At 75.5% G+C, this 24,314-nt stretch carries 21 protein-coding genes; 12 read left to right on the top strand and 9 right to left on the bottom strand.

Annotated elements, in window-relative coordinates:
* Window positions 1-52: 52 nt before the first annotated feature.
* From FN207_RS21585 to FN207_RS21570, 4 genes are all read right to left on the bottom strand, one after another.
* Window positions 53-1,231, bottom strand: a complete 1,179-nt coding sequence (locus FN207_RS21585; protein ID WP_221888342.1) for an ROK family transcriptional regulator — start codon at window positions 1,229-1,231, stop codon at window positions 53-55.
* A gap of 179 nt (window positions 1,232-1,410) precedes the next feature.
* Complete coding sequence (locus tag FN207_RS21580; RefSeq protein ID WP_185938479.1) at window positions 1,411-2,256, bottom strand: MaoC family dehydratase; 846 nt, start codon at window positions 2,254-2,256, stop codon at window positions 1,411-1,413.
* The gene (locus FN207_RS21575) at window positions 2,256-3,611 is read right to left on the bottom strand and encodes a 3-oxoacyl-ACP reductase (RefSeq protein WP_142460509.1); all 1,356 of its coding nucleotides are present in this window, start codon (window positions 3,609-3,611) and stop codon (window positions 2,256-2,258) included. Before FN207_RS21575 ends, FN207_RS21580 begins: the two co-directional genes overlap by 1 nt.
* Window positions 3,612-3,684: 73 nt before the next feature.
* The gene (locus FN207_RS21570) at window positions 3,685-4,974 is read right to left on the bottom strand and encodes an acetyl-CoA C-acetyltransferase (protein ID WP_142460508.1); all 1,290 of its coding nucleotides are present in this window, start codon (window positions 4,972-4,974) and stop codon (window positions 3,685-3,687) included.
* Between the two features lie 91 nt (window positions 4,975-5,065).
* Between FN207_RS21570 and FN207_RS21565 the strand changes: the two genes are divergently transcribed.
* Window positions 5,066-5,734, top strand: a complete 669-nt coding sequence (locus FN207_RS21565; protein WP_142460507.1) for a TetR/AcrR family transcriptional regulator — start codon at window positions 5,066-5,068, stop codon at window positions 5,732-5,734.
* Window positions 5,731-7,782 (top strand): acyl-CoA dehydrogenase family protein, encoded by a 2,052-nt coding sequence (locus FN207_RS21560; RefSeq protein WP_142460506.1) that lies wholly within the window; start codon window positions 5,731-5,733, stop codon window positions 7,780-7,782. Before FN207_RS21565 ends, FN207_RS21560 begins: the two co-directional genes overlap by 4 nt.
* Window positions 7,783-7,800: 18 nt before the next feature.
* Here FN207_RS21560 and FN207_RS21555 read toward each other — a convergent pair whose 3' ends face one another.
* Together FN207_RS21555 and FN207_RS21550 are read right to left on the bottom strand one after the other, a co-directional pair.
* Window positions 7,801-8,703, bottom strand: coding sequence for an ABC transporter substrate-binding protein (locus FN207_RS21555; RefSeq protein WP_142460505.1), 903 nt, complete (start codon window positions 8,701-8,703; stop codon window positions 7,801-7,803).
* Entirely contained in the window at window positions 8,700-10,697 is a 1,998-nt protein-coding gene (locus tag FN207_RS21550) for a putative bifunctional diguanylate cyclase/phosphodiesterase (protein WP_142460504.1), read from the bottom strand. The genes FN207_RS21555 and FN207_RS21550 overlap by 4 nt, the downstream gene beginning before the upstream one ends.
* Before the next feature lie 104 nt (window positions 10,698-10,801).
* Between FN207_RS21550 and FN207_RS21545 the strand changes: the two genes are divergently transcribed.
* Window positions 10,802-11,530 carry a trimeric intracellular cation channel family protein gene (locus FN207_RS21545; protein ID WP_142460503.1) on the top strand — a complete coding sequence of 243 codons (729 nt, stop codon included), beginning with the start codon at window positions 10,802-10,804 and terminating at the stop codon, window positions 11,528-11,530.
* A gap of 27 nt (window positions 11,531-11,557) precedes the next feature.
* On the top strand, window positions 11,558-12,781 hold the full coding sequence (locus tag FN207_RS21540) for a saccharopine dehydrogenase family protein (protein WP_142460502.1): 1,224 nt from the start codon (window positions 11,558-11,560) through the stop codon (window positions 12,779-12,781).
* 124 nt (window positions 12,782-12,905) lie between these two features.
* Here the strand turns inward: FN207_RS21540 and FN207_RS21535 are convergent, their stop codons facing one another.
* Window positions 12,906-15,635 (bottom strand): SpoIIE family protein phosphatase, encoded by a 2,730-nt coding sequence (locus FN207_RS21535; protein WP_246066246.1) that lies wholly within the window; start codon window positions 15,633-15,635, stop codon window positions 12,906-12,908.
* A 167-nt stretch (window positions 15,636-15,802) separates the two neighbouring features.
* Here FN207_RS21535 and FN207_RS21530 point away from each other — a divergent pair, with 167 nt between their 5' ends.
* Complete coding sequence (locus tag FN207_RS21530; protein WP_142460500.1) at window positions 15,803-16,897, top strand: EAL domain-containing protein; 1,095 nt, start codon at window positions 15,803-15,805, stop codon at window positions 16,895-16,897.
* Window positions 16,898-16,940: 43 nt separating this feature from the next.
* A complete protein-coding gene (locus FN207_RS21525; protein WP_142460499.1) occupies window positions 16,941-17,114 on the top strand; it encodes a DUF1059 domain-containing protein in 174 nt (57 codons plus the stop codon).
* Window positions 17,115-17,135: 21 nt separating this feature from the next.
* Here FN207_RS21525 and FN207_RS21520 read toward each other — a convergent pair whose 3' ends face one another.
* Entirely contained in the window at window positions 17,136-18,059 is a 924-nt protein-coding gene (locus tag FN207_RS21520) for an aldo/keto reductase (protein WP_142460498.1), read from the bottom strand.
* A gap of 262 nt (window positions 18,060-18,321) precedes the next feature.
* Here FN207_RS21520 and FN207_RS27580 point away from each other — a divergent pair, with 262 nt between their 5' ends.
* Window positions 18,322-18,606 (top strand): HU family DNA-binding protein, encoded by a 285-nt coding sequence (locus FN207_RS27580; protein WP_110004650.1) that lies wholly within the window; start codon window positions 18,322-18,324, stop codon window positions 18,604-18,606.
* A 146-nt stretch (window positions 18,607-18,752) separates the two neighbouring features.
* Complete coding sequence (locus FN207_RS21510; RefSeq protein WP_142460497.1) at window positions 18,753-20,009, top strand: serine hydrolase domain-containing protein; 1,257 nt, start codon at window positions 18,753-18,755, stop codon at window positions 20,007-20,009.
* Between the two features lie 57 nt (window positions 20,010-20,066).
* Here the strand turns inward: FN207_RS21510 and FN207_RS21505 are convergent, their stop codons facing one another.
* Window positions 20,067-20,528, bottom strand: a complete 462-nt coding sequence (locus tag FN207_RS21505) for a MaoC family dehydratase (protein WP_110906659.1) — start codon at window positions 20,526-20,528, stop codon at window positions 20,067-20,069.
* An 84-nt stretch (window positions 20,529-20,612) separates the two neighbouring features.
* Here FN207_RS21505 and folP point away from each other — a divergent pair, with 84 nt between their 5' ends.
* The 4 genes from folP to FN207_RS21485 all read left to right on the top strand — a co-directional run bounded on the left by folP (window position 20,613) and on the right by FN207_RS21485 (window position 24,275).
* Window positions 20,613-21,473: a dihydropteroate synthase gene (gene folP / locus FN207_RS21500; RefSeq protein ID WP_142460496.1), complete on the top strand. Its 861-nt coding sequence runs from the start codon at window positions 20,613-20,615 to the stop codon at window positions 21,471-21,473.
* Window positions 21,474-21,566: 93 nt separating this feature from the next.
* Window positions 21,567-22,145: a universal stress protein gene (locus tag FN207_RS21495; RefSeq protein ID WP_142460495.1), complete on the top strand. Its 579-nt coding sequence runs from the start codon at window positions 21,567-21,569 to the stop codon at window positions 22,143-22,145.
* A gap of 31 nt (window positions 22,146-22,176) precedes the next feature.
* Window positions 22,177-22,599 carry a PaaI family thioesterase gene (locus tag FN207_RS21490; protein ID WP_110906656.1) on the top strand — a complete coding sequence of 141 codons (423 nt, stop codon included), beginning with the start codon at window positions 22,177-22,179 and terminating at the stop codon, window positions 22,597-22,599.
* A gap of 77 nt (window positions 22,600-22,676) precedes the next feature.
* On the top strand, window positions 22,677-24,275 hold the full coding sequence (locus FN207_RS21485; RefSeq protein ID WP_142460494.1) for an AMP-binding protein: 1,599 nt from the start codon (window positions 22,677-22,679) through the stop codon (window positions 24,273-24,275).
* Window positions 24,276-24,314 lie beyond the last annotated feature (39 nt).

Raw genomic sequence — 24,314 nt, 5'->3', positions numbered from 1 at the left:
CTCCTCGTTTGCGCGGGATGTCTCCGACGTGCACCTGGCCGGCTCGGGGTGGTCACGTCACCCCGAGCTGGCCGGACAGCACGAGGACGGCGGCCCCCGAGAGGGCGCCGTCCTCGCCGAGCGAGGTCATCCGCAGCTGCACCGTGCCGCTGATGACCGGCATGGTCCGCTCGCGGAGGGCGGCCAGCGCCGCCTCCCGCAGGGGGCCGTCCAGGAGCTCCCGCGGGCCGCGCAGCACGACCTCCGGGAGGTTGAGCGCGCTCACCACGGGGGCGAGCACGATGCCGAGCCGCCGGCCCACCTGGGCCAGCGCCACGGCGGCGTCGCCAGGGGCCAGGCCCTCGACGCGCCGGCGGATCGCGGGGACCGACAGCACCGTCTCCAGGCAGCCGGTGCGCCCGCAGGCGCAGGGCGCGGGCCGGCCCAGCGGCGCGCCGTCGACGTCGTCGCGCTCGTCGACGGCGGTGACGTGGCCGATCTCGCCGGCCGCGTGGGAGTCGCCGTGCACCAGCGCGCCGTCGAGGACGATGCCCGCGCCCACGCCGCCGCCGACGGTGAGCACCATGAGCCCGCCGCCGGAGGCCTCGCCGTAGGTGAACTCGCCGAGCGCGGCGGTGTTGGCGTCGTTGGCCACGTGCACCGGCCGGGCGAGCTCCGCCGTCAGCGTGGCGGCCAGCGGGAGGTCGTACCAGCCGCGGTTGGGCGCCTGGACGACGCAGCCGTCGGGGGTGATGACGCCGGGCGAGCCCACGCCGACGCCGAGCACCGGCAGCGGCGAGGCGGCGACGAGGTCGCGGCACAGGTCCAGCAGCGCCGCGACGGCGGCCTCGCCGGTGAGCCCCTGCACCAGCGCCGAGCGGCGCTCGAGGACGGTGCCCGACAGCTCGAGGACCGCGCCGTGCATGCGCTCGTCGTCGGCGAGGTCGACCGCGACGATGGAGAACGCGTCGGTGCGCAGGCCGACGAGGGTGGCGGGCTTGCCCACCCGCGCCTCGGCGCGCACGCCCAGCTCGGAGACCAGCCCCTCGGCCAGCAGCGAGGAGACCAGGTCGGAGACGGTGACCCGGGTCAACCCGGTCGCGCGGGCGAGGTCCGCGCGCGACCGGGGACCGGAGTGGAAGAGGTGCTGCAGCACCATCGACCGGTGGTGCGCCCGCGCGTGCTCGGGCAGGACCTTGCTGGTCGGGCGCAGGGGACGGCGACGCGGGACGGGCGCTGCGTCGGCGGTCACATTTGTTAGGCAACCGTCCTTACATATCCTGTGTCAAGAGGGTGGCCGCCTCGTGGCCGTCCCGTGACCCGACGGTGGCCGGCACGCCGGACCCGCGTCCTGGCTCATCGGAACGCGTCCTGGCTCAGCGTCGACGGTGAGCCAGGACGCATCGAGATCAGGTCACCTGATCGTGCGGGTCAGACCGGGCGGACGGTCCCCACCAGGTGGTCGCCGCCGTCGCCACGGACGGCCACGTCCCACCCGCCGTCGACCGCGGCCGTGGCCAGCCGCACGGTCGAGGGCAGCAGCAGCGGCCTGCGGAAGCCGACGTCGACGGTCAGGGCCTCGGGCAGCCGGCCCGCCAGCGCGGCCAGCGCCCTCGCCTTCACCCACATCCCGTGCGCGATCGCCCGCGGGAAGCCGAAGGCCCGCGCGGTCAGCGCGGAGAGGTGGATGGGGTTCACGTCGCCGGAGACGCGGGCGTAGCGGCGGCCGGCGTCCCCGGGCACCCGCCAGCGGACGGTGCCCGCCGGCAGGTCGCCGACGGGGACGTCGACGTCGGAGGACGGCGCACCCTCCGGCGCCCGCGCCCCGCGGGCCAGGTAGGTCGAGCGGCCGCGCCAGACCTCGGCTCCAACGGCCGAGACCGACGCGCACAGGTCGACCGTGGCCCCGCGCGGGTGGGCGGCGAACCGCTCGGCCCACACCTCGAGGTCCAGCGACTCACCGGCGCCCACCGGCCGCAGCGCGTCGATCCGGTTGCGCACGTGCACCAGGCCCGGCAGCGCCAGCGGGAAGGCGCGGTCGGCCATCAGCGCCACCTGCAGCGGGAAGGTGAGCACGTGCGGGAACGTCACCGGCAGCGCGTCGGCCAGCGGGAACCGGCAGACCCGGGCGTACGCGGCCACCTCGGCGGGGTCGACGGTCACGCCGCGGCGCGCCAGCCGGGTGCCGGGCAGGTCGCCGCCGCGGCCGCGCGCGGTGAGCGCGGCCCGCGCGAACAGCGGCGCCATCGACGGCGCCGCGTCCAGCACTGTGACCATCAGGCCCCCAGCATCGACTGGCCGCACACCCGCACCACCTGGCCGTTGACGCCGGCGGCCGTGGGCGAGGACAGCCAGGCGATCGTCTCCGCGACGTCGACCGGCAGCCCGCCCTGCTGCAGCGAGTTGATGCGGGCGCCGACCTCGCGGGTGCCCAGCGGCATCGTCGCCGTCATCTCGGTGACGATGAAGCCCGGCGCGACGGCGTTGACGGTCGCGCCGCGCTCCGCGAACTCCGGCGCCCACGCCCGCACCATGCCGATGACGCCGGCCTTCGACGCCGCGTAGTTGCTCTGCCCGCGGTTGCCGGCGATGCCCGACTGGGAGCTGACGCAGACCACCCGGGCGCCGGGCCGCAGCACGCCGTCGGCGTCGAGCAGGGCCCGGGTGAGGTCGAGCTGGGCCTGCAGGTTGACCGCCATGACCCCGTTCCAGCGGGCGGCGTCCATGTTGACCAGCAGCTTGTCCCGCGTGATGCCGGCGTTGTGGACGACGACGTCGACCCCGCCGTGCCGCTCGCGCAGGTGGGTGACCAGCCGCGCGGCGGCGTCGGGGGCGGTGATGTCGAGCTGGAACGCCGTCCCGCCGATCTCGTTGGCCACCGCGGCGAGCGACTCGCCGGCCGCGGGGACGTCGACGGCGACCACGTGCGCCCCGTCGCGGGCCATCACGCGGGCGATCGAGGCGCCGATCCCGCGCGCGGCCCCGGTGACGACGGCGACCTTCCCGGCGAGCGGGCGCTCGGCGTCCTCGCCGGCCGGCACGTCGGCGGCGCTCAGCGTGAGCACCTGCCCGTCGACGTAGGCCGACCGCCCGGAGAGGAAGAAGCGCACGGGGCTCGCCAGCGACGCCTCGGCGCCCTCCGGCACGAACACCAGGTTCGCCGTCGACCCGGCGCGCAGCTCCTTGGCCAGCGAGCGGACCAGACCCTCGAGCGCCTGCCGCGCCGCGGCCTGCGCCGGGGAGTCGGCCGTGGCGGGCGGGTCGGCGAGCACGAGCACCCGGCCGGTGGGCCGCAGCCGCTTGACCGCAGGAGCGAGCAGGTCGTGCGCGGCGGCCAGCTGGGCCGGGCCGGTGAGGCCGGTGGCGTCGAGGACGACCGCGGCCGGCCGCTCGCCGTCCCCGGCGCCGTCGGCCGCGGCCGGGGACAGGACCGCGACGCCGGCGTCGCGGAGGACGGCGGTCAGCGTCGCGCGCAGCCGGCCCTCCCCCGCGGACCCGACCACGGCCGGGCCCGGCAGCAGCTGCTGACCGGGCTCGTACCGGCGCAGCACGGCCGGCCGGGGCAGGCCCAACTGCTTCACCAGGGTCGACCCGACGCCGGAGTTGGCGAAGCTCGTGTACCAGTCGCTCACGGGTGTTCCTCTCCGAGGACGTGCACTTCCGCGGAAGTGCGCCGTGCACTTCCGCGGAAGTGCACGGAAGGGGTCAGGACTCGAGGATCGCGACGACGCCCTGGCCGCCGGCCGCGCAGATCGAGATCAGGCCGCGCCTGCCGGAGCCGGCCTCGTGCAGCTGCTTGGCCAGCGAGGCGACGATCCGGCCGCCGGTCGCGGCGAACGGGTGCCCGGCCGCCAGCGACGAGCCGTTGACGTTGAGCTTGTCGCGGTCGATCGCGCCGAGCGGGGCGTCCAGGCCCAGCCGCTCCTTGCAGAACGCCGGGTCCTCCCACGCCTTGAGCGTGGCGAGCACGGTGGAGGCGAACGCCTCGTGGATCTCGTAGAAGTCGAAGTCCTGCAGGGTCAGGCCGTTGCGGGCCAGCACCACCGGCATCGCGTAGGCCGGCGCCATGAGCAGGCCCTCGCCACCGTGCACGTAGTCCACGGCAGCGGTCTGCGCGTCGACGAGGTGGGCGAGCACCGGCAGCCCGTGCTCGGCGGCCCACTCGTCGGAGGACAGCAGGACGGCCGAGGCGCCGTCGGACAGCGGGGTGGAGTTGCCCGCGGTCATGGTGGCGGCGGGGTCGTCCTTCCCGAAGACCGGCTTGAGCTTCGCCAGCTTCTCCACGGTCGTGTCCGGCCGCAGGTTCTGGTCGCGGGTCAGGCCGAGGTAGGGCGTGACCAGGTCGTCGAGGAAGCCGCGGTCGTAGGCGGCGGCGAGGTTGCGGTGCGAGCGGACGGTCAGCTGGTCCTGGTCCTCCCGGCTGATCTCCCACTCGCGCGCGGTGATCGCCTGGTGGTCGCCCATCGCCAGGCCGGTGCGCGGCTCGGCGTTGCGCGGGATCTCCGGCACCAGCGAGCCGGGGCGGATCCTCCCGATCGCCCGCAGGCGGTCCTTCAGCGTCCTCGCGTTGTTCAGCTCGATGAGCGCGCGGCGCAGGTCGTCGCCCACGGCGAGCGGAGCGTCCGACGTCGTGTCGACGCCGCCGGCGATGCCGGACTCGATCTGCCCGAGCGCGATCTTGTTGGCGACCAGGACGGCGGCCTCGAGGCCGGTGCCGCACGCCTGCTGGACGTCGTAGGCCGGCGTCGTGGCGGCCAGCCGCGACCCGAGCACCGACTCGCGGGTGAGGTTGAAGTCCCGCGAGTGCTTGAGGACGGCGCCGGCGACGACTTCGCCCACCTGCTGCCCCTGCAGGCCGAAGCGGGCGACCAGGCCGTCGAGCGTCGCGGTGAGCATGTCCTGGTTGGACGCCTGCGCGTACGCGGAGTTCGACCGGGCGAACGGGATGCGGTTGCCGCCGAGGACGGCGGCCCTGCGGGGCTGGGGCGAGCTCATCGGGGGGACCTCCGGAGGGGTCGGGAGCCATCAGCGCGCTGAGGGCGAGACGATGTGGCCGGTACCGACGGTACACGGTACCGTGGGTTACATGAAAGCCGAGACGGCGAGCCGGCGGCGCGACCGCCGGGACTCGCGGTGGGACGAGCACCGCCGTGCGCGCCGCGAGCAGCTGGTCGACGCCACCGTCGCCGCCGTCGGCAAGCACGGCGCGGGCGTGGGCATGGACGAGATCGCCGCGGAGGCCGGCACGAGCAAGACCGTCGTCTACCGGCACTTCGCCGACCGCAGCGAGCTCTACGTCGCCGTCTGCAACCGGGTGGCGGCCCAGCTCACCGAGAAGCTGCGCGCCGCGATGACCAGCACCGACCACCCGCGCGGGATGGTCGCGGCGGCGGTCGAGACCTACCTGGCCTTCCTCGAGGCCGACCCCGAGCTCTACCGCTTCGTCGTCGCGCACCCGCTGCTGGACCGGCCGGTGGACGCCGACCCCGTCAGCACGCTGTCCGACCTCGTCGGCGACGAGGCCGCCGCGCTCGTGGCCCTCGCCCTGCGGCAGGCCGGCCGCGACCCCGCCGCCGCCGCGCCCTGGGGCCACGGTCTGGTCGGCCTGGTCCGCGCGGCGGCCGACTGGTGGCTGCGCGCCGACCGGCCCATGCCGCGGGCCGACCTCGCCGCCCACCTCACCGAACTCGCCTGGGCCGGCCTCCGCGGCCTGGTGCCCGACTCCCCCGCCCCCCACCCCGAGGAGAAGCAGTGACCTCCACCCTCCCCCGCACCGTGGACCCGGCCCGCCTGCAGGAGGTGCTCGACGGGCGGTGGGCACACGTGCGCCGCGACGCCCGCGAGCAGCTCGGCGACCGGAAGTACGCGCCGGTCTACGGCGAGTCGATGGAGGAGGCGCGCGAGCGGATCACCCGGCTGGCCGGGGAGCTGGCCGCCACCGGCCGGGTCGGCCTGGGCTTCCCGAAGGAGTACGGCGGCGAGGCCGACGCCGGCGGCTCGGTGACCTCGATCGAGATGCTCGCCTACGGGGACCTGTCGCTGATGGTCAAGGCCGGCGTCCAGTGGGGGCTGTTCGGCGGCGCCGTCCAGCTGCTCGGCACCAGGCGCCACCACGACGCGTACCTGCCCGACATCATGAGCTTCGCGCTGCCCGGCTGCTTCGCCATGACCGAGACCGGCCACGGCTCCGACGTCCAGCAGCTGCGCACCACCTGCACCTACGACCCCGCGACGCAGACCTTCGACCTGCACACCCCGCACGAGGCCGCGCGCAAGGACTACATCGGCAACGCCGCGAAGGACGGCCGGATGGCGGTCGTGTTCGCCCAGCTGGTCACCCGGGGCGAGAAGCAGGGCGTGCACGCCTGGCTGGTGCCGATCCGCGACGAGGACGGCAACCCGATGCCCGGCGTCACCATCGGCGACGACGGCCCGAAGGCCGGCCTGCTCGGCGTGGACAACGGGCGGCTGTCGTTCGACCACGTCCGCGTGCCCCGGGACATGCTGCTCGACCGCTACGGCCAGGTCGCCGAGGACGGCACCTACACGTCGAGCATCGAGAACGAGACCCGCCGCTTCTTCACCATGCTCGGCACCCTCGTGCGCGGCCGGGTGAGCGTCGGCGGCTCGGCCGGCTCGGCCACGAAGCTGGCCCTCGACATCGCCGTCCGCTACGGCGAGGTCCGCCGCCAGTTCGCCGCGCCCGGCCGCGACCGGGAGATCGTGCTCAACGACTACCTGGTGCACCAGCGCAAGCTGCTCCCGGCCCTGGCCACCTCCTACGCGCTGTCCTTCGCGCAGGAGGAGCTGGTCGGCACCATGCACGACGTGCAGACGGCGGTCCACGAGAACGGGGAGGCCATCGACGAGGCCGCCCAGCGCGAGCTCGAGTCGCGCGCCGCCGGCCTCAAGGCCGCCAACACCTGGCACGCCACCCGCACCATCCAGATGTGCCGCGAGGCGTGCGGCGGCGCCGGCTACCTCGCCGAGAACCGGCTGCCGCAGCTCAAGGCCGACACCGACGTGTTCACCACCTTCGAGGGCGACAACACCGTCCTGCTGCAGCTGGTGGCCAAGGGCCTGCTCACCGGCTACCGCGACGCCTTCGGCTCCCTCGACGGCTGGGGCCGGGTCGCCTTCGTCGCCGACATGGTCCGCGAGACCGTCCTCGAGCGGACGGCGGCTCGCGGCCTGATCGCCCGGCTGGTCGACGCGGTGCCCGGCCGCGACGACGACGTCCCGCTCCGGGACCGCGGCTGGCAGCTCAAGGTGTTCGAGTTCCGCGAGAAGCACACGCTCGAGGGCGCCATCCGCCGGCTGCGCCGCAACGCCGCCACCGACGGCATGGAGCCGTTCGAGGTGTTCAACAGCGTCCAGGACCACGTCCTGCGCACGGCGCAGGTGCACATCGACCGCGTCGTCCTGGAGGCCTTCGTCGCCGGGATCGAGCGGGCGACCGACCCGGGCGCGCGAGCGCTGCTCGACACCCTGTGCGACCTGTACGCGCTGTCGACGATCGAGGCCGACAAGGGCTGGCTCCTCGAGCACGGCCAGCTCACCCCGGCCCGGTCCAAGGCGCTGACCGGCACGGTGAACGCCCTGCTCCGCGAGCTGCGGCCGCACCTGGTCACGCTCGTCGACGGCTTCGCCATCCCGCAGGAGTGGAAGGCTGCGGCGGTCCTCGAGGAGGAGGCCGCCCGGCAGGAGGCCATGAACCTGGAGGACCAGCGGGTCACCGCGGAGGCCGGCTCGGCCGCGCCGGGCGACACCGCCACCTCGGTCGACGTCCCTCCCGGCCAGTAGCGGCAGGGGCCCAGCCGCTCAGGAGGTGGGCAGGGCGCCGTTGACCGTCACCGCGTCGACGGCGCCGTGCCCGACCTCCCAGCGGTCCAGCAGCTCCTGGTAGACGCCGTCGTCGACCAGCCGCTGCAGCGCCTCGGTGAGGACGTCGCGCAGCGCCGTCCGGTCGGGGGCGACGGCGATGCCGTAGAGCCCCGGCTCGTACTGGGTGTCGGAGACCAGCTGGTAGCTGTTCTGCGTCCGCGGGTCGGTGGTGACGAACACCGCCGGCGGGTAGTCGGCGAGGACGGCGTCCGCCCGGCCGGTGCGCAGCTCGAGCAGCGCGTCGTCGTTGGTGGGCAGCTCGTGGACGTCGATGCGCAGCGCGCACGCCGCCTGCGCCCGCTGCAGCAGCCCGACCTGCACCGTCCCGGCCTCGACGGCGACGCTGCGGCCGCACAGCCCGGACAGGTCGTGGATCCCCAGCGGGTTGCCGCGGGCCACGACGATCGAGGAGCCGGCGCGGAAGTAGTTGACGAAGTCCGCCTGCTGCTCGCGCTCGGCGGTGTCGGTGACCGCGCTCATGACCAGGTCGAAGCGGTCGGCGGCGAGGTCGTCGAGCAGGGTGTCGAAGGACGCGGACTCGAAGCGGACCTCGACGCCGAGCAGTTCGCCGAGGGCGGCGCCGAGGTCGGGCTCGAAGCCGACGATCGTGCGCCCGTCGGGGCCGAAGGACGAGGCCGGCGGGTACGACGGGTCGTTGGCCATGGTCAGGACACCGGCGTCGCGCACGTCCTCGGGCAGTGCGGCGTGCAGCCGCTCGTCCACGGTCACGGCGGGTGCGGCGTCGGCCGGCGCGGCCGGTGCGGCGGTGCCGCAGCCGGCGGCCAGCAGGGCAGTGGCCAGGACGGCGGTGCCGGCGAGGGCACGGCGGGTGCGGGTCACGCGAGGACCTCCACGGAGGGCGCGGACACCCCTGCGGCCGCGCGGGAGAGCTCCGGCCACGGGCGCGGCCGGGAGAACAGCCAGCCCTGGGCGCGGTCGCAGCCGACCGCCCGGAGCCAGGCGGCGACCTCGGGCGTCTCGACGCCCTCGGCGCACACCGACAGCCCCAGGCCGTGCGCGAGCGCGACCAGGGACCGCACGACGGCGGCGTCCTCGGCGGAGCCGTCCACGCCGGTGACGAAGGCGCGGTCGACCTTGACCTCGGTGAGCGCCAGGGAGCGCAGGTGCGACAGGCTGGCGAAGCCGACGCCGAAGTCGTCGAGGGCGGCGCCGAAGCCCATCGCGGCGAGCTCGGCCAGGCAGGCCGAGGCGGCGGCCAGGTCGGCGGGCAGCGCGGTCTCGGTGACCTCCAGGTGCAGCCGCGACGGCGCGACCCCGGCCGCGGCGGCCAGCCCGGCGACGGTGGCGGCGAAGCCGGGCGTCTCGAGGTTGCGCACCGAGACGTTGACCGAGACCGTCCAGTCCTCGCCGGCGGCGGTCCACGCGGCGCAGTCGGCCAGTGCCTGGCCGAGCACCCACTCGGTGAGCGCGCCCATGACGCCGGACTTCTCCAGGGCCGGCAGGAAGTCGCCGGGGCCGACCAGCCCGCGCTGCGGGTGCTGCCAGCGCAGCAGCGCCTCCACGCCGACGGTGCGGCCGGAGGCCAGGTCCACCTGCGGCTGGTAGTGCAGCCGCAGGTCGCCGTCCTCGAGGGCCCGCCGGACGTCGTGCTGCAGCGCCGGCGAGTGCGGCGAGGGGGCGGTGGCGCGGGGGTCGAAGACGACGACGCCGGTGGCGCCGCGCTTGCCCTGGTACATGGCCGCGTCGGCGCAGGTCATGAGCGTCTCGACGTCGGTGGCGTCGGCCGGGTGCATGGCGATGCCGCAGCTGGCCTCGACCGCGAGCGGGACGCCGTCGACGACGGTCTCGACCGACAGCGCGTCGCTGACCCGCTGCACGAGCTCGCGGGCGTCGGCCGGGGCGTCGAGGCCGGGCAGCAGCAGGCCGAACTCGTCGCCGCCGAGGCGGGCGACGGTGTCCCCGGAGCGCACGGTGGCCGACAGCCGGCGGCCGACCTCGACCAGCAGCTGGTCGCCGGCGTGGTGGCCGAGGGTGTCGTTGACCTCCTTGAACCGGTCGAGGTCGACGAGCACGACCGCGGCGGGCGCGCCCCGGCCGATCTCGGCGGCCACCCGGCGGGCGAACAGCTCGCGGTTGGCCAGCCCGGTCAGCGGGTCGTGCAGGGAGTCGTGCTCGGCCTGCGCGGCCTGGCGGCGCAGCCGGCGGGTGGTCGACCAGGAGATCCCGGCGAGGACCACGTAGAGGGCGCCGAGGCCGGCGCCGAGCCGCCAGTGGGTGCGGGTGGTCGCCGCCTCCACCCGGGCGGCGACGGTGTCGTAGGGCAGCAGCAGCTCGAGGACGCCGATGGAGCGGCCGGAGGTGTCGGCCACGATCGGCTGCAGCACGCGGATCATCCGGCCCACGGCGAGGCCGTCGTCGTCGAGCAGGGCGACGTCGGTGCCGCCGGTCGCGGCGGTGGTGAAGGCGGCGCCGGTGGACGGGACGACGTCCTCCCCGGCGGGGTAGTCCGGCAGCGTCTCCTCGGGGCCGATGACGCCGTCGTCGGCGAAGACGACCTCGCCGGTGAAGTCGCGCAGCCGCAGCCGCAGGATCGAGCCGCGGAAGACGGCGAGGTCGGTGGCCATCTGCAGCCGCTCGCGCTCCGGCGCGGTGAGCCCCGTGCCGAGGTCCTGGCCGCGCAGGGCCGGCGCGATCGCCGTCTCCTCGACGACGGCGGCCTGGGCGTGGCCGTACTCCAGGGCGCGGTCGACGGCGTCCTGACGGAAACCGCCGGCGAGGACGGCGCCCAGCACGACCACCGGCACCAGGCTGGCCGCGGCGTAGGCGGCGAAGAGCCGGGTGCCGGCCGCGGTGGCGCTGCGGGACCGGGTCATGCCCCCTCATCGGCCGCCGCGACCTGCGGGTTCACCGCGTCCTCACCCGTCGGGGTGGGGAAGCCCCCCGTCCGGCCGTGCGCGGGCAGGGAGGATGGGCGTCCGTGAGCACCCTCGCCGCGGCCGCCGAGACGCTGCGGATCCCCGCCGCCGTCGACCTGGCCGCGATCGTCGTGGGCGCGCTCACCGGCGGCCTGCTCGCCGCCCGCGAGGGCTTCGCCGTCTCCGGCGTCCTGCTGCTCGCCGTCAGTGGCGGGCTCGGCGGCGGCCTGATCCGCGACGTCCTGCTCGCCTCCGGCCCGCCGGTGGCGCTGACCAACCGCGCCTACCTGCCCGCGGTCGCCATCACCGCGATGGTCACCTTCTACTTCTCCGGCTGGCTGTCGAAGCTGACCGGCCTGCTCGTGGTGCTCGACGCGGTCACCCTCGGCCTGTTCACGGTGATCGGCGCGCAGAAGGCGCAGCTCGCCGGTCTGCCCAGCGCCTCGGTCGTGTTCATCGGGACCCTGACGGCGGTCGGCGGTGCCGTGATCCGCGACGTGCTGCTCGCCCAGCGCGCCGACATCGTGCAGCCGGGGCCCTACAACGCCGTCGCTGCGCTGCTGGGCGCCACGGCGCTCACCGTGCTCGCCGGCCCGCTCGGCCTCGCCCCGATCCCCGTGGCGCTGGTGGTGATCGGGCTGGTCGCGGCGCTGCGGGTGCTGTCGGTGTGGCGCGGGTGGGAGGCGCCGGTCGCCGTCGACCTGCCGGACCGGGCCCGCCGCCGGCTGGGCCGCGACCGGTCCGGGCGGCCGGACGGCAGACGCCGGACGCTGCGCCGCCGGGTGCGCTGAGGGAGCGGCGCCAGCAGGATGGGCGGCATGCCCGAGCGCGAGTACGACGTCGTCCTCTTCGGGGCCACCGGCTTCGTCGGCCGCCTGGTCGCCGCCTACCTGGCGCAGGCCGCGCCGCCGGACCTGCGCATCGCGCTGGCCGGCCGGTCACGCGAGAAGCTGGTCGCGGTCGCCGGCGGCCTGCCCGCCTCGTCGCGGCACTGGCCCCTGGTCGAGGCCGACACCGACGACCCGGCGTCGCTGACCCGCATGGCCGAGAGCACGCGGGTGCTGGTCACCACGGTCGGGCCCTACCAGCGCTACGGCCTGCCGGTCGTGGAGGCCTGCGCGCGGGCGGGCACGCACTACGCCGACCTCACCGGCGAGGTGCTGTTCGTGCGGCAGGCCATCGACCGCTGCGACGCGATCGCCCGGGAGACCGGCGCCCGGCTGGTGCACGCGGCCGGCTACGACTCGATCCCCTCGGACCTGTCGGTGTTCCTGCTGGCCGAGCGGGCGCGCGAGGACGGCGCCGGCGGGCTCACCGACGTCCGCCTGGTCGCCACCGTCCGGGGTGGGGTCAGCGGCGGGACGATCGACTCGATGCGTGCCCAGGTCGAGGCCATGGCGACCGACCGCACGCTGCGCCGGGTCATCGGCGACCCCTACGCCCTCTCCCCCGACCGGTCCGCCGAGCCCGCCACGCGGCAGCCCCCGGACGCCATGCCGCCCGCGCTCGCCGCCGAGGGCCGGTGGACGGCGCCGTTCGTGATGGCGCCGTTCAACACCCGCATCGTGCGGCGCAGCAACGCGCTGCAGGAGTGGTCCTACGGCCGCGGCCTGCGCTACGGCGAGTCGATGAGCACCGGGCGCGGCATCACGGGCGCGTTCACGGCCGCCGGCGTCACCACCGGCCTGGCGGCGGCGTTCGGCGCGATGGCGTTCGCGCCCACCCGCGCCCTGCTCGACCGCGTGCTGCCCGCGCCGGGCAGTGGGCCCAGCGAGTCGGCCCGCGAGAAGGGCTTCTTCCGGATGATCGTCGACGCCGACACCGAGAGCGGCCGTCGCTACCGGGCCACGGCTGCCGGGAAGGGCGACCCCGGCTACGCGGCGACGTCGGTGATGCTCGGCGAGGCCGGGCTGGCGCTGGCCCTCGACGAGGACCGGCTGCCCGAGCGGGCGGGGTCGCTGACGCCGTCGACGGCGCTGGGCGACGTCCTGGTCGAGCGCCTCCGCGCCGCCGGGCACACCTACGAGGTGAAGCCCCTGTAGGGCTGTCGTGCACTGACCCGACCGGATCCCTCCTGCGCCCGCTCGTGCTCTGCCCACCATCGTGGGCAGAGCACGAAGCGGGGGGCGGCACGTGGGCGCGGTGCGGTCCAGCAGGACCGCAGTGTCACTCCACGCGCAGCGCGAGCAGGGCGACGTCGTCCTCGGCGCTGGCCAGGACCATCCGCCCGAGCAGCCGGTCGCACAGCTCCTCGAGCGGCAGCTCGCCGAACTCGCCGAGCGCGGCGGTGAGAGCGGTGGTCCCCGCGTCGAGGTCGCGGTCGCGGCGCTCGACGAGGCCGTCGGTGTAGAGCAGCACCGTGCTGCCCACCGGCAGGGCGCACTCGTGGTCGGTGCGCGTCCGGCCGGGGTCCACGCCGAGGAGCAGGTCCGCGGTCCCGGGGTCGAGCACCCGCACCGCGCCGCCGGGCAGGACCGCCACCGGCGGCGGGTGCCCGGCGCTGGACCAGCGCAGCAGCGCGCCGCCGTCGGCCGTGCGCTCCAGCCGGGCGACGACCGCGGTGGCCATCGACCCCAGCGCCAGCCCCGCCGCGGCACGGTCCAGGCCGGTGAGCACCTCGGCCGGTGAGCCGCCGCCGGCGTAGCCGATCCCGCGCAGCAGGCCGCGCAGCTGGCCCATCGCCGCGGCGGCGTGCCGGTCGTGCCCGACGACGTCGCCGATGGCCAGCACCAGCGCACCGCCGGCCTCGACGAACGCGTCGTACCAGTCGCCGCCGATGTCCGCGCCCTCCGAGGCGGGCACGTACCGGACGACGATCGCGCAGCCCTCGGGCTCGGGCGGCGCGGTGAGCATGCTGTGCTGGAGGGCGTCGGCGAGGTCGCGCTGCTGCTCGTAGAGGCGGGCCGCCTGCAGGGCCAGCCCGGCGCGGCGGCCGACCTCGACCGCGGTCTCGATCTCGCCCGGTGTGTGCGGGCCGCGCTCGGCGCCGTTGGCGGTGCCCAGGGCGCCGATCACCCGTCCCGCGGCCACCAGCGGCACGATCATCGCCGAGCGGGGGTCCAGCCGCAGCAGGGTCTGCGCGTCGGCGGGGTCGGGGAGGGAGCGCGCGATGCGCTCGGCATCGAGCTCCGGGATGACGAGGGGCCGGCCGGTGCGCGTGACCACCCGCGCGGCGTGCTCGTCGCTCATCCCCGTGGCCATCCGGTGCACGTACTCGGCGACGTCGTCGCGGCGGGCGGGGTCACGGTGGGCCCAGGCCACCTCGTGCAGCCGTCCCTGCTCCTCGGTGACGACGATCCAGCACCAGTCCGCGAGCGCCGGCACCACGAGGTCGGCCAGCTGCTCGAGCTGCTCGCCGATGTCGAGGCTGCCCGAGAGCACCCGGCCCGCGTCGGCCAGCAGCTGCAGCCGCTGGTTGGCCTCGGCCATCGCCGCGACCGCGGCGGCCCGCTCGGCGTCGGCCTGCAGCCGGGACACGCTCAGCGCGATCTGCGCGGTCAGCGCGTCGAGCAGCTCGACGTCGTCGTCGGCGAAGTCGTGGTCGGTGTCCCAGACGACGACGAAGCTGCCCAGCGGCCGGTCCTCGACCCGCAGCGGCAGCGCGGCCATCGCCCGCAGGCCGAGGGCGGCACCGATCCCGGCCATCTGCGGGAACCGGGCGACGGCCTCGTCGAGGTCGCGGAACAGCAGCCGCTCGCCGTGCCGGGCGGCGTACTGGGTGGGCAGCTCGTCGTCGAGCTCGGCGACGACCGCGTCGGGTGGCAGCTCCACCTCCGCCTCCGCGGCCGCGGCCGCGACGGTGTCGGCCAGGCCCTGGGCGAGGTGTACGCGCAGCGGCCCGGTGCCGTCGAGGACGGCCAGCGCGCTGGAGGACGCCCCGAGGACCCGCGCGCCGCGCAGCGCGATCTCGGCCAGCTCCGACGGTGCGGTGGCGTTGGCCAGCTGGGCGGCGACCTCTGCGATGGCGGCGGCCCGCTGCACGGCGGCCATCCGGCGGGCGGCCTCGGCGCGGGCGTCGGTGACGTCGACGACGGTGCCCAGCACGCGCACGCGCTCACCGCGGGAGTCCTGCACGGCGCGGCCGCGGGACACCGTCCACCGGACCGTGCCGTCGGCGTGCAGGGCGCGCGCCTCGACGGCGTACTCCCCTGGGCCGGCGAGCGCCTCGGTCATGGCCGAGCGCACGGCCGCGTGGTCGTCGGGGTGGATCCGCTCGGCGAGCATGCCGTCGATGTCGGCGATCTCCAGCGGCCCCTCGATGCCGTGCACCGCCGCGCAGCGCTCGTCCCAGTGCAGGACGCCGGTGCGCAGGTCGTACTCCCAGATGCCGACCGCGCTGGCCTCGAGGGCGACGTCGAGCCGGGCGAGGGAGGCCCCGATCGCCGAGCGGGCGGCGGCGAGCTCCAGCTCGGCGACCACGGAGGCGGCGAGGTGCTCGAGCAGCGCGACGTCGTCGGCATGCCAGGTCCGCGGCGCGGGGTCGTAGACGGCGAGGGCGCCCACCACCCGGCCGGAGGCCGAGACCAGGGGCGTGCCGAGGTAGGCGACGACCTCGCCGGAGGTGACGGCGGGCAGCGCGGACAGCGTCTCGTCGGCCCGCGCGTCGGGGACCGCCAGCGCGCGGCCCTCGCGCACGATGCGCTCGGAGAACGCCCCGGTGAGCAGCGCGCGCCCGCCGACGACGCCGGGCGGCAGGCCGTGTCCCCCGACGACGACGTCGCGGACGGTGAACAGGGTGACCTTGGCGTGCTCTGCACCGAGCAGCCGCGCCGCGAGCCCGGAGAGCCGGTCGTAGGCGGCCGGTCCGGGCACCTCGACGAAGAGCCGGCGGGCGGCGGCGACGCGGTGCGGGTCCTGCAGGACGTCGATCGCCGGGGACGGCTGGGGCACGCTCACGGCCCTCCTCGTCCGCCCGCGGCCCGGACGGCCGCAGCCGACCATGCTGCCACGCGGGGAGGCCGATCGGACGGCGCCGTCCGCAGCCGCGCGGGTCGTCCCCCGCCCGGGTGAGGACGCGCGCCGGAGGGGTCGGGCCCGCGGCGTCCCCGGCCGATGGCCCTCGCATGACGGGGATGCTGACGCGGCGGCTGCCGGACTGCCGCCCCCTGCTCGCCGACCCCGGCGACCTCACGCTGGTGTTCCAGCCGATCGTCGACCTCGCGCGGGCCCGGGTGGCCGGCTACGAGGCGCTCTCGCGCTTCCCGGGCACCGCCGGCCCGGAGGTGTGGTTCACCGCGGCCGCCGACGCCGGGATCGCCGCCGAGCTCGAGGCGCTGGCTCTGCACAAGGCCCTGGCCGCCGTCCCCGACCTGCCGCCGGACACCTTCCTCACCGTCAACGTCGGCCCGCACCTGCTCGACACCCGCCCGGTGCAGGAGGCGTTCGCCACGCGGCCGGACCTGCGCCGCGTCGTCGTCGAGCTCACCGAGCACGCGCCCGTCCACGACCTGGCCGCCCTGCGGGTCCAGGTCGCCGCCCTGCGGGCCCGCGGCGCGCTCGTCGCCCTGGACGACACCGGCTCGGGCTGGTCGGGGCTGCAGCAGCTGGCCGCCCTGCGCCCGCAGCTGGTCAAGCTCGACCGGTCCCTGGTGGCCGGCGTCGACAGCGACCCGGTGCGCCTGGCCCTGGCCGAGATGGTCGGCGAGTTCGCCGGCCGCATCGACGCCTGGCTGCTGGCCGAGGGCATCGAGACCCGCGGCGAACTGGCCGCGTTCTGCCGGCTCGGCGTCCCCCTGGCGCAGGGCTGGCTGCTGGGCCGCCCCGCCGCGGGGTTCGCGCCGCTGGCCCCCGACGTCGCCGCGCTGGTCCGCGGGCACACCGCGCGCGCCCGGACGGCGTCGACCGTGGCGAGCCTGCTGCGCCCGGTCCGCCAGTGCGAGGTCACCGAGGCCTCCCCCGGCGTCCCCCCGGTCGTCCTCGTCGGACCGCAGGGCGAGCCACTCGCGCTGCGGCTGGCCGACCCGCGCACCGGGTTGGCGCACACCGCCCCGGTCTCGCTGCGGGCGCACCCCACCGACGACGTCGCCGCCACCCTGCAGCGGGCGCTGACCCGCTCGCCGGCGCAGCGCTTCGACCCCGTGGTGTGCACCGACGCGGCCGGCGCCGTCCTGGGTCTGCTGCGCGTCGAGGACCTGGCCTCCGCGGCCGCCGCCCGATGACCCCCGCCGCCCGTCCGGGCGAGCGGTCCGCCTGGAGAGACCTGTGAAGACCTTCGCCTGCGGGGACGTCGTCCCCGGCTGCACCGCCCGCTTCACCGCCGGTGACGACGCCGGCATCCTCGGCCAGGTCGCCGGGCACGCCGCCGCCGACCACGGCCTGACCGAGGTCGGGCCGGAGCTGGTCGCCGCCGTCTGCGCGCACATCCGCGCCGCCTGAGGCTCCCGCGGGGCCCCGCGCCTATTCCGAGGCGGCGGTGAGCGCCGCGCGCTCGTCGTCGGTCAGGACGAGGTCCTGCATCGGCAGCAGGTCGGCGACCTGGTCGACGTCGCGGCCGCTGGCGATGGGCGCGGTGACGGTCGGCTGGTCGGCGAGCCAGCGCAGCGCCACGGCGGCCTGGGAGACGCCGTGCGCGGCGGCCACCTCGGCCAGCGCGGCGAGCACCCGGTCGCCCCGCTCCCCCACGTAGGCCTGCGCGCCCTGCGCCCGCGGTGAGTCCACCCGCTCGCCGGCGCGGTACTTGCCGGTCAGGAAGCCCTTGGCCAGCGCGAAGTAGGGCAGGCAGCCCAGGTCGGAGGCGGCGACGACGTCGCGCAGCCCGTCCTCGTAGGCCGGCCGCTCGACCAGGTTGTAGTGCGGCTGCAGCGCCACGTAGCGGGTGATCCCCAGCTTCTCGGAGATCTCCAGCGCCTCGGTCAGCCGCTGCGGCGAGTAGTTCGACGCCGCGACGTACCGGACCTTGCCGGCGCGCACGAGCGCGTCGAAGGCGGTGAGCGTCTCCTCCAGCGGCGTCGACTCGTCGTCGTAGTGGGCGTAGTAGAGGTCGATGCGGTCGGTCTGGAGATTGCGCAGCGAGCGCTCGGCCGCGACCTCGATCTCCGTCGCCGACAGCGGGTGCTCCTTGCGCCCCGGCGAGGCCTTGGTGGCCACCACCATCCGGTCGCGCAGCCCGCGCTCGGCCATCCAGCCGCCCAGGATCTGCTCGGAGCGGCCGTCGCCGTACATCTCCGCGGTGTCGACGAACGGGCTCTGCGTGCTCGGGACGGAGTCGACGAACCGGTCGAGGACGGCGTGCGACGTCGGCTCGTCGGCGGTCCAGCCGAAGACGTTGCCGCCCAGGCACAGGTCGCTGACGGTCAGGTCGGTCCCGGGGATCTGTGGCACGCATCCCACGCTATGTCGGGGTCCCCGGTGCCGCCCGCGGGGGCCCTGGGACGGGTGGGACCGAGAGTGTCGGCTGGGTGTGGTTCGGTGTCTGCACTGGCCAGATGCGCCGTCGGCGTGTCACCGTGCCCCGGGCCGGCCCGTCCTGACGGGACCGGTCCGTCCCGGGCGCCCGTCCGGGACGCCGCCGCATCCTGCGGTCGGCACCCCCCACACGGCGGCCGCCGAGACCGCGCGGCCGCGACGTCCCGAGAGGAAACCCGTGAACAAGGCCGAACTCGTCTCCGCCATCGCCAAGCGCGCCGACGTCCCCAGCGCCACCGTGGACGCCGTCCTGAGTGGCCTGCAGGAGGAGCTCGTCGAGGCGATCACCCGCGGCGAGAAGGTGGCCGTCTCCGGCCTCATCACCGTCGAGCGCACCCAGCGGTCGGCGCGCACCGGCCGCAACCCGCAGACCGGCGAGTCGATCGACATCCCCGCGGCCAACACCGTCAAGGTGACCGCCGGCTCGAACCTGAAGAAGGCCGCCAGCAACGTCCCCGTCTGATCGGCGGCGTCCCAGCGACGTCCCCGTCTGATCCGGGGTCGCCCCGCGAGGTGGCGCCTGACCCGTGTGACCTCGCCCACGCACCGTGGGTCAGGATGCGCGGGCAGGCGCCGCCCGAGGGCGACGGTGCCGGGACGGAGGAGCACGTGGCGAGCGGACTGACCCTGGACACCGACGCGGCCGAGGTCGGTCTCGACGCCGGCCGGCTGGAGCGCCTGGACCGGCGGCTGGCCCGCTGGGTCGACGACGGCCGGCTGCCCGGCTTCCTCGTCACGGTGTCGCGGCACGGCCGGCTGGCGCACGTGGGGCGGTACGGCTCCCGCGACGTCGAGAACGGCCTGCCGGTCGAGGAGGACACCCGCTGGCGGATCTTCTCGATGACCAAGCCGGTGACCTCGGTGGCGGCGATGATGCTGTACGAGGAGGGGGCCTTCGAGCTCACCGACCCGATCGCCAAGTGGCTGCCGGAGTTCGCCGAGACCCGCGTCTACGTCGCCGGGTCGGCGCAGAAGCCGGTCACCCAGCCCCAGGTCGAGCCGATCCGCGTGTGGCACCTGCTCACCCACACCTCCGGGCTCACCTACGGCTTCCACCACGCCCACCCGGTCGACGCGATGTACCGCGCGATGGGCCACGAGTGGGGCACCCCGCCCGGTGCCGACTCCGCCGAGGTCTGCCGGCAGTGGGCCTCGGTCCCGCTGGTCTTCCAGCCCGGCTCGGAGTGGAACTACGGCGTCTCCACCGACGTCCTCGGCCGGCTGGTCGAGGTCGTGTCGGGGCAGACGCTCGACGTCTTCTTCGCCGAGCGGATCTTCCGTCCGCTCGGCATGGCCGACACCTCCTTCGGCCTGCGGGAGGACGACGACGTCGCCTCGCTGGCCCGCCTCTACGCCGCCGTCCCGGGGCAGCCCGGCGGCCCGGCCACCGGGTTCGCGCCGCTCGACGCGATGGGCGAGGCGGCGCACCGCCGGCCGACGTTCCTGTCCGGCGGCGGCGGGCTGGTCTCGACCGCGGCGGACTACCTGCGCTTCTGCGAGATGCTGCGCCGCGGGGGCTCCTTCGACGGCGGGCGGCTGCTGGGCCCGCGGACGCTGGCGCACATGGTCCGCAACCACCTGCCCGGCAGCCAGGACCTGGAGACCTTCGGCCGGCCGCTGTTCGCCGAGACGCCGCTGCGCGGGGTGGGCTTCGGGCTCGGGTTCTCGATGGTGATCGACCCGGTGCGCTACGGCGGCGTCGCCAGCGCCGGCGACTACAGCTGGGGCGGGGCGGCGTCGACGGCGTTCTACGTGGACCCGGTCGAGGACGTCGTCGTCAGCTTCTACACGCAACTGCTGCCCTCGAGCACGCTGCCGATCCGCCCCTACCTGCGCGCGCTGGTCAACCAGGCGATCGTCACCTGAGGTCGTGCACTTCCGCGGATGTGCCCCGGGCACATCCGCGGAAGTGCACGGGCCGGCCTAGAGGTAGCGGCGGTAGACGACGGTGGCGACCATCGCCGGCTTCGTCTGGCCCTCGACCTCGACGGTGACGTCCATGTTCATCGCGATGCCGCCGTCGAACGGCGTCGCGGAGGCCAGCGTGGCGCCGGCGCGGACCCGGCTGCCCACCGGCACCGGCGAGGGGAAGCGCACCTTCTCGGTGCCGTAGTTGACGCCCATGCGGAAGCCGCTGATCTCGACGATCTGCGGCAGCAGCGACGGGATGAGCGACAGCGTCAGGTACCCGTGCGCCACCGGGCCGCCGAAGGGGCTCTCCTTCTTCGCGCGCTCGACGTCGACGTGGATCCACTGGTGGTCCCCGGTCGCCTCGGCGAACTGGTTGACCTGCTCCTGGGTCACCTCGACCCAGTCGCTGTACCCGAGGTGCTGCCCCACGAGGCCCTGCACGCCCTCGACGCCGTCCACGGTGGTCTGCGCCATCGCCCGTCCTCCTGTGTCCTCGTCCGTGTTGCCGGTGGTCTGGTTGGCTGACTCCACCACACGCGCGGGACGGAGGGCGACGGGGTGCTGCGACTGGGCCGGCGGGACGTGCCGGACGGCGGTCTGGTGGTCATGGCCATCGTCAACCGCACGCCGGACTCCTTCTACGACCGCGGCGCCACGTTCGAGCTGGCCGCGGCGGTCGAGCGGGTGGACCGGGTGGTGGCCGAGGGCGCGGACATGGTCGACGTCGGCGGGGTGAAGGCCGCGCCCGGCGAGGAGGTCTCCCCCTCCGAGGAGATCCGCCGCACCGTGGACCTCGTCGCGGCGATCCGCGCGGCCCACCCGGACCTGCCGATCTCCATCGACACCTGGCGCGCCGAGGTCGCGCGCGAGGTCCTGGCCGCCGGGGCCGACGTCGTCAACGACGCGTGGGGCGGCATCGACCCGGAGCTGCCGCACGTCGCCGCCGAGGCCGGCGCCGGCATCGTCTGCACGCACGCCGGCGGGCTGCCGCCACGCACCCGGCCGCACCGGGTCACCTACGACGACGTGGTCGCCGACGTCGTCGCGCGGACGACGGCGCTGGCCGAGGCCGCCGTCGCCGCCGGGGTGGACCGCGAGCGGGTGCTGGTCGACCCCGGCCACGACTTCGGCAAGAACACCCGGCACTCGCTGGAGGCCACCCGCCGCCTCGACGAGCTGGTGGCCACCGGCTGGCCGGTGCTGGTGGCGCTGTCGAACAAGGACTTCGTCGGCGAGACCCTCGACGTCCCGCTCGACCAGCGGCTCACCGGCACGCTCGCGGCGACGGCGGTCAGCGCGTGGCTCGGCGCCCGCGTGTTCCGCGCGCACGACGTCGCCGCGACCCGCCAGACGCTGGACATGGTGGCCGCCATCCGCGGTGACCGTCCCCCCGCGCGCACCACCCGCGGACTGGCCTGACGGAGGCCTCTGTCGCCGGGCGGCCGACCGGCCCATGATCGGGTCGCCCGTGTGGCACCGGGCCGCACGGCCGGCGGTGCTGAGGAGGCCGTCATGACCGAGCACCCCGAACAGGTCGACGAGTCCCGGGCGCGAGGGCCACGCGTGGTGGTGGGCGTCGACGGATCGGCGGGGGCGCGGGCCGCGTTGCGGTTCGCCGTCGAGGACGCCGTCCGCCGGCACGTGCCCGTCGAGGCGGTCATCGCCCACCGCCCGCCCGAGGCGTGGATGGACTTCGACGCGATCGGCGTCGGCGGGTACGAGGAGGCCGAGGCCGCCGCGGCGGAACGGGCCGAGACGTTCACCGCCGAGGTGCTCCGCGAGGTCCCGGAGCCGCACCCGGTGATCCACGTGACGGCCGTCCTCGGGTCGGCGGCGGACGCGCTCATCCGGGAGGCGACGGGCGCGGACCTGCTCGTGGTCGGCAGCCGCGGGCACGGCGGGTTCTCCACCATGCTGCTCGGGTCGACGAGCATGCAGTGCGTCCTGCACGCGCCGTGTCCGGTGACCGTCGTCCACTCGTCGGAGTCGCACCACGAGCGGCTGCACCTGCGCCGCCGCGACGGCGGCGAGCGGGTGCGCGCCCGCCGCTGGCGCTTCCGGGGCGCCGGGGGCCACTCCACCGGCGCGTGACGGGCCGGACCCGGTCGCTAGGTTGCCGCCCATGGCCGCCACCGGGTTCCTCACCGCCGACGAGCTCAACGCCCTGGTCCCGGGCACCCTCCCCGGGCTGCTCGGGCTGACGGTCACCGCGCACGAGCCCGGCCGGCTCGAGGCCGGTCTCGACGTGCGCCCCGACCTGCTCGCGCCCAACGGCTACCTGCACGCCGCGACGGTCGTCGCGCTCGCCGACACCGCCTGCGGCCTGGCCACCCGCGCGCTGCTGCCCGAGGGCGCCGCCGGGTTCACCACCATCGAGCTCAAGAGCAACTTCCTCGGCACCGTCCGCGAGGGCCGGATCGGCACGGTCGCCACGAACGTCCACGCCGGGCGCACCACGCAGGTGTGGGACGCCGTCGTCACCTCCGGCGCCGGGAAGACGCTGGCGCTGTTCCGCTGCACCCAGTCGGTGCTCTGGCCGAGGTGACTCGCGGGTAACCCGCGTGTCCCGCGACACACCGCGGGTGTGAGACTGGCGCCACCCTGAACCCGAGGAGGAGCACAGTGGCTCTGGCCAGTCGTTATCCCGACGTCGCGATCCCCGACCAGTCGGTCCCCGAGTTCGTCCTCGCGGGCGGTGCCTCGCGCCCGGACGCGCCCGCCCTGGTCGATGGTCTGACCGGCGACTCGATCACGCACGGCCAGCTGGCCACCTACGTCGACCGGGTGGCGGCCGCGCTGGCCGCCCGCGGGCTGCGCAAGGGCGACGTCGTCGCGGTGCTGTGCCCGAACACCATGTGGTACCCGGTCGTGTTCCACGGCATCGCCCGCGCAGGCTGCGTGATGAGCCCGATCAACTCGCTCTACACCGCCCACGAGGTCGCCTTCCAGCTGAAGGACTCCGGCGCGAAGGTGCTCGTCACCGTCTCGCCGTTCCTCGACCGGGCGCTGGAGGCCACCGAGCAGACGCCGGTCGACGAGGTCATCGTCATGGACGGCGCCGAGGGCCACGCCTCGCTCCTGGACCTCATCACCAGCGACGCCCCGTCGGTCGAGGTCGACATCGACCCCGCCGAGGACCTGGTCACGCTGCCCTACTCCAGCGGCACCACCGGCCTGCCCAAGGGCGTCATGCTCACCCACCGCAACCTGGTGGCCAACGTCAGCCAGTCCCGCCCGCTGGTGGAGCTGGTCGAGGGCGACGAGCGGATCATTGCCGTCCTGCCGTTCTTCCACATCTACGGCCTGACCGTGCTGATGAACCAGGGCCTGCAGTGGGGCGGCACCGTGGTGACCCTGCCGCGGTTCGACCTCGAGCAGTTCCTGCGCACCATCCAGGACCAGAAGATCACCCGCGCCTTCGTGGCGCCGCCCATCGTGCTGGCGCTGGCCAAGCACCCGATGGTCGACCAGTTCGACCTGTCCTCGCTGCGCAGCATCACCTCCGGTGCCGCGCCGCTGGACGAGGCGCTGGCCCAGGCCGCCCAGGACCGGCTGCGCAAGGGCGCGGCCGACGGCGTCGTCGTCGCGCAGGGCTACGGGATGACCGAGCTGTCGCCGGTCTCGCACACCACGCCCGACGCCACGCGGCTGCCCGAGGGCGTGACCTCGGTGCCCAAGGGGTCGGTCGGCCTGGCGCTGCCCAACACCGAGTGCCGCCTGGTCGACCCGTCGACGGGCGAGGACGCGGCCGCCGGCGAGCGCGGCGAGCTGTGGGTGCGCGGCCCGCAGGTCATGAAGGGCTACCTCAACAACCCGACCGCCACGGCCGACACCCTCGACGCCGAGGGCTGGCTGCACACCGGTGACGTCGCGATCGTCGACGAGAACGGCTGCTACACGGTCGTCGACCGGGTCAAGGAGCTGATCAAGTACAAGGGCTACCAGGTGGCTCCGGCCGAGCTGGAGGCCGTGCTGCTCAACAACCCGGCCATCGCCGACGCCGCCGTCATCGGCGTCAAGGACGAGGAGAGCGGCGAGGAGCTGCCCAAGGCGTTCGTCGTCCGGGCGCCCGGCGCGGAGATCTCCGAGCAGGAGGTCATGGACTACGCCGGCAGCCGGCTCGCCCCGCACAAGAAGATCCGTGCGGTGGAGTTCATCGAGCAGGTGCCCAAGTCCGCGGCCGGCAAGATCCTCCGCAAGGACCTCAAGGCGCGCGCCTAGCGGTTCCCGTCATCGGGCCGGCTCCCCTCAGGGAGCCGG

This window comes from Geodermatophilus aquaeductus (assembly GCF_900182545.1).
GTDB lineage: Bacteria > Actinomycetota > Actinomycetes > Mycobacteriales > Geodermatophilaceae > Geodermatophilus > Geodermatophilus aquaeductus.
Note: the sequence above shows the minus strand (reverse complement) of the source record. Positions and strands in the feature narration are given on the sequence as shown.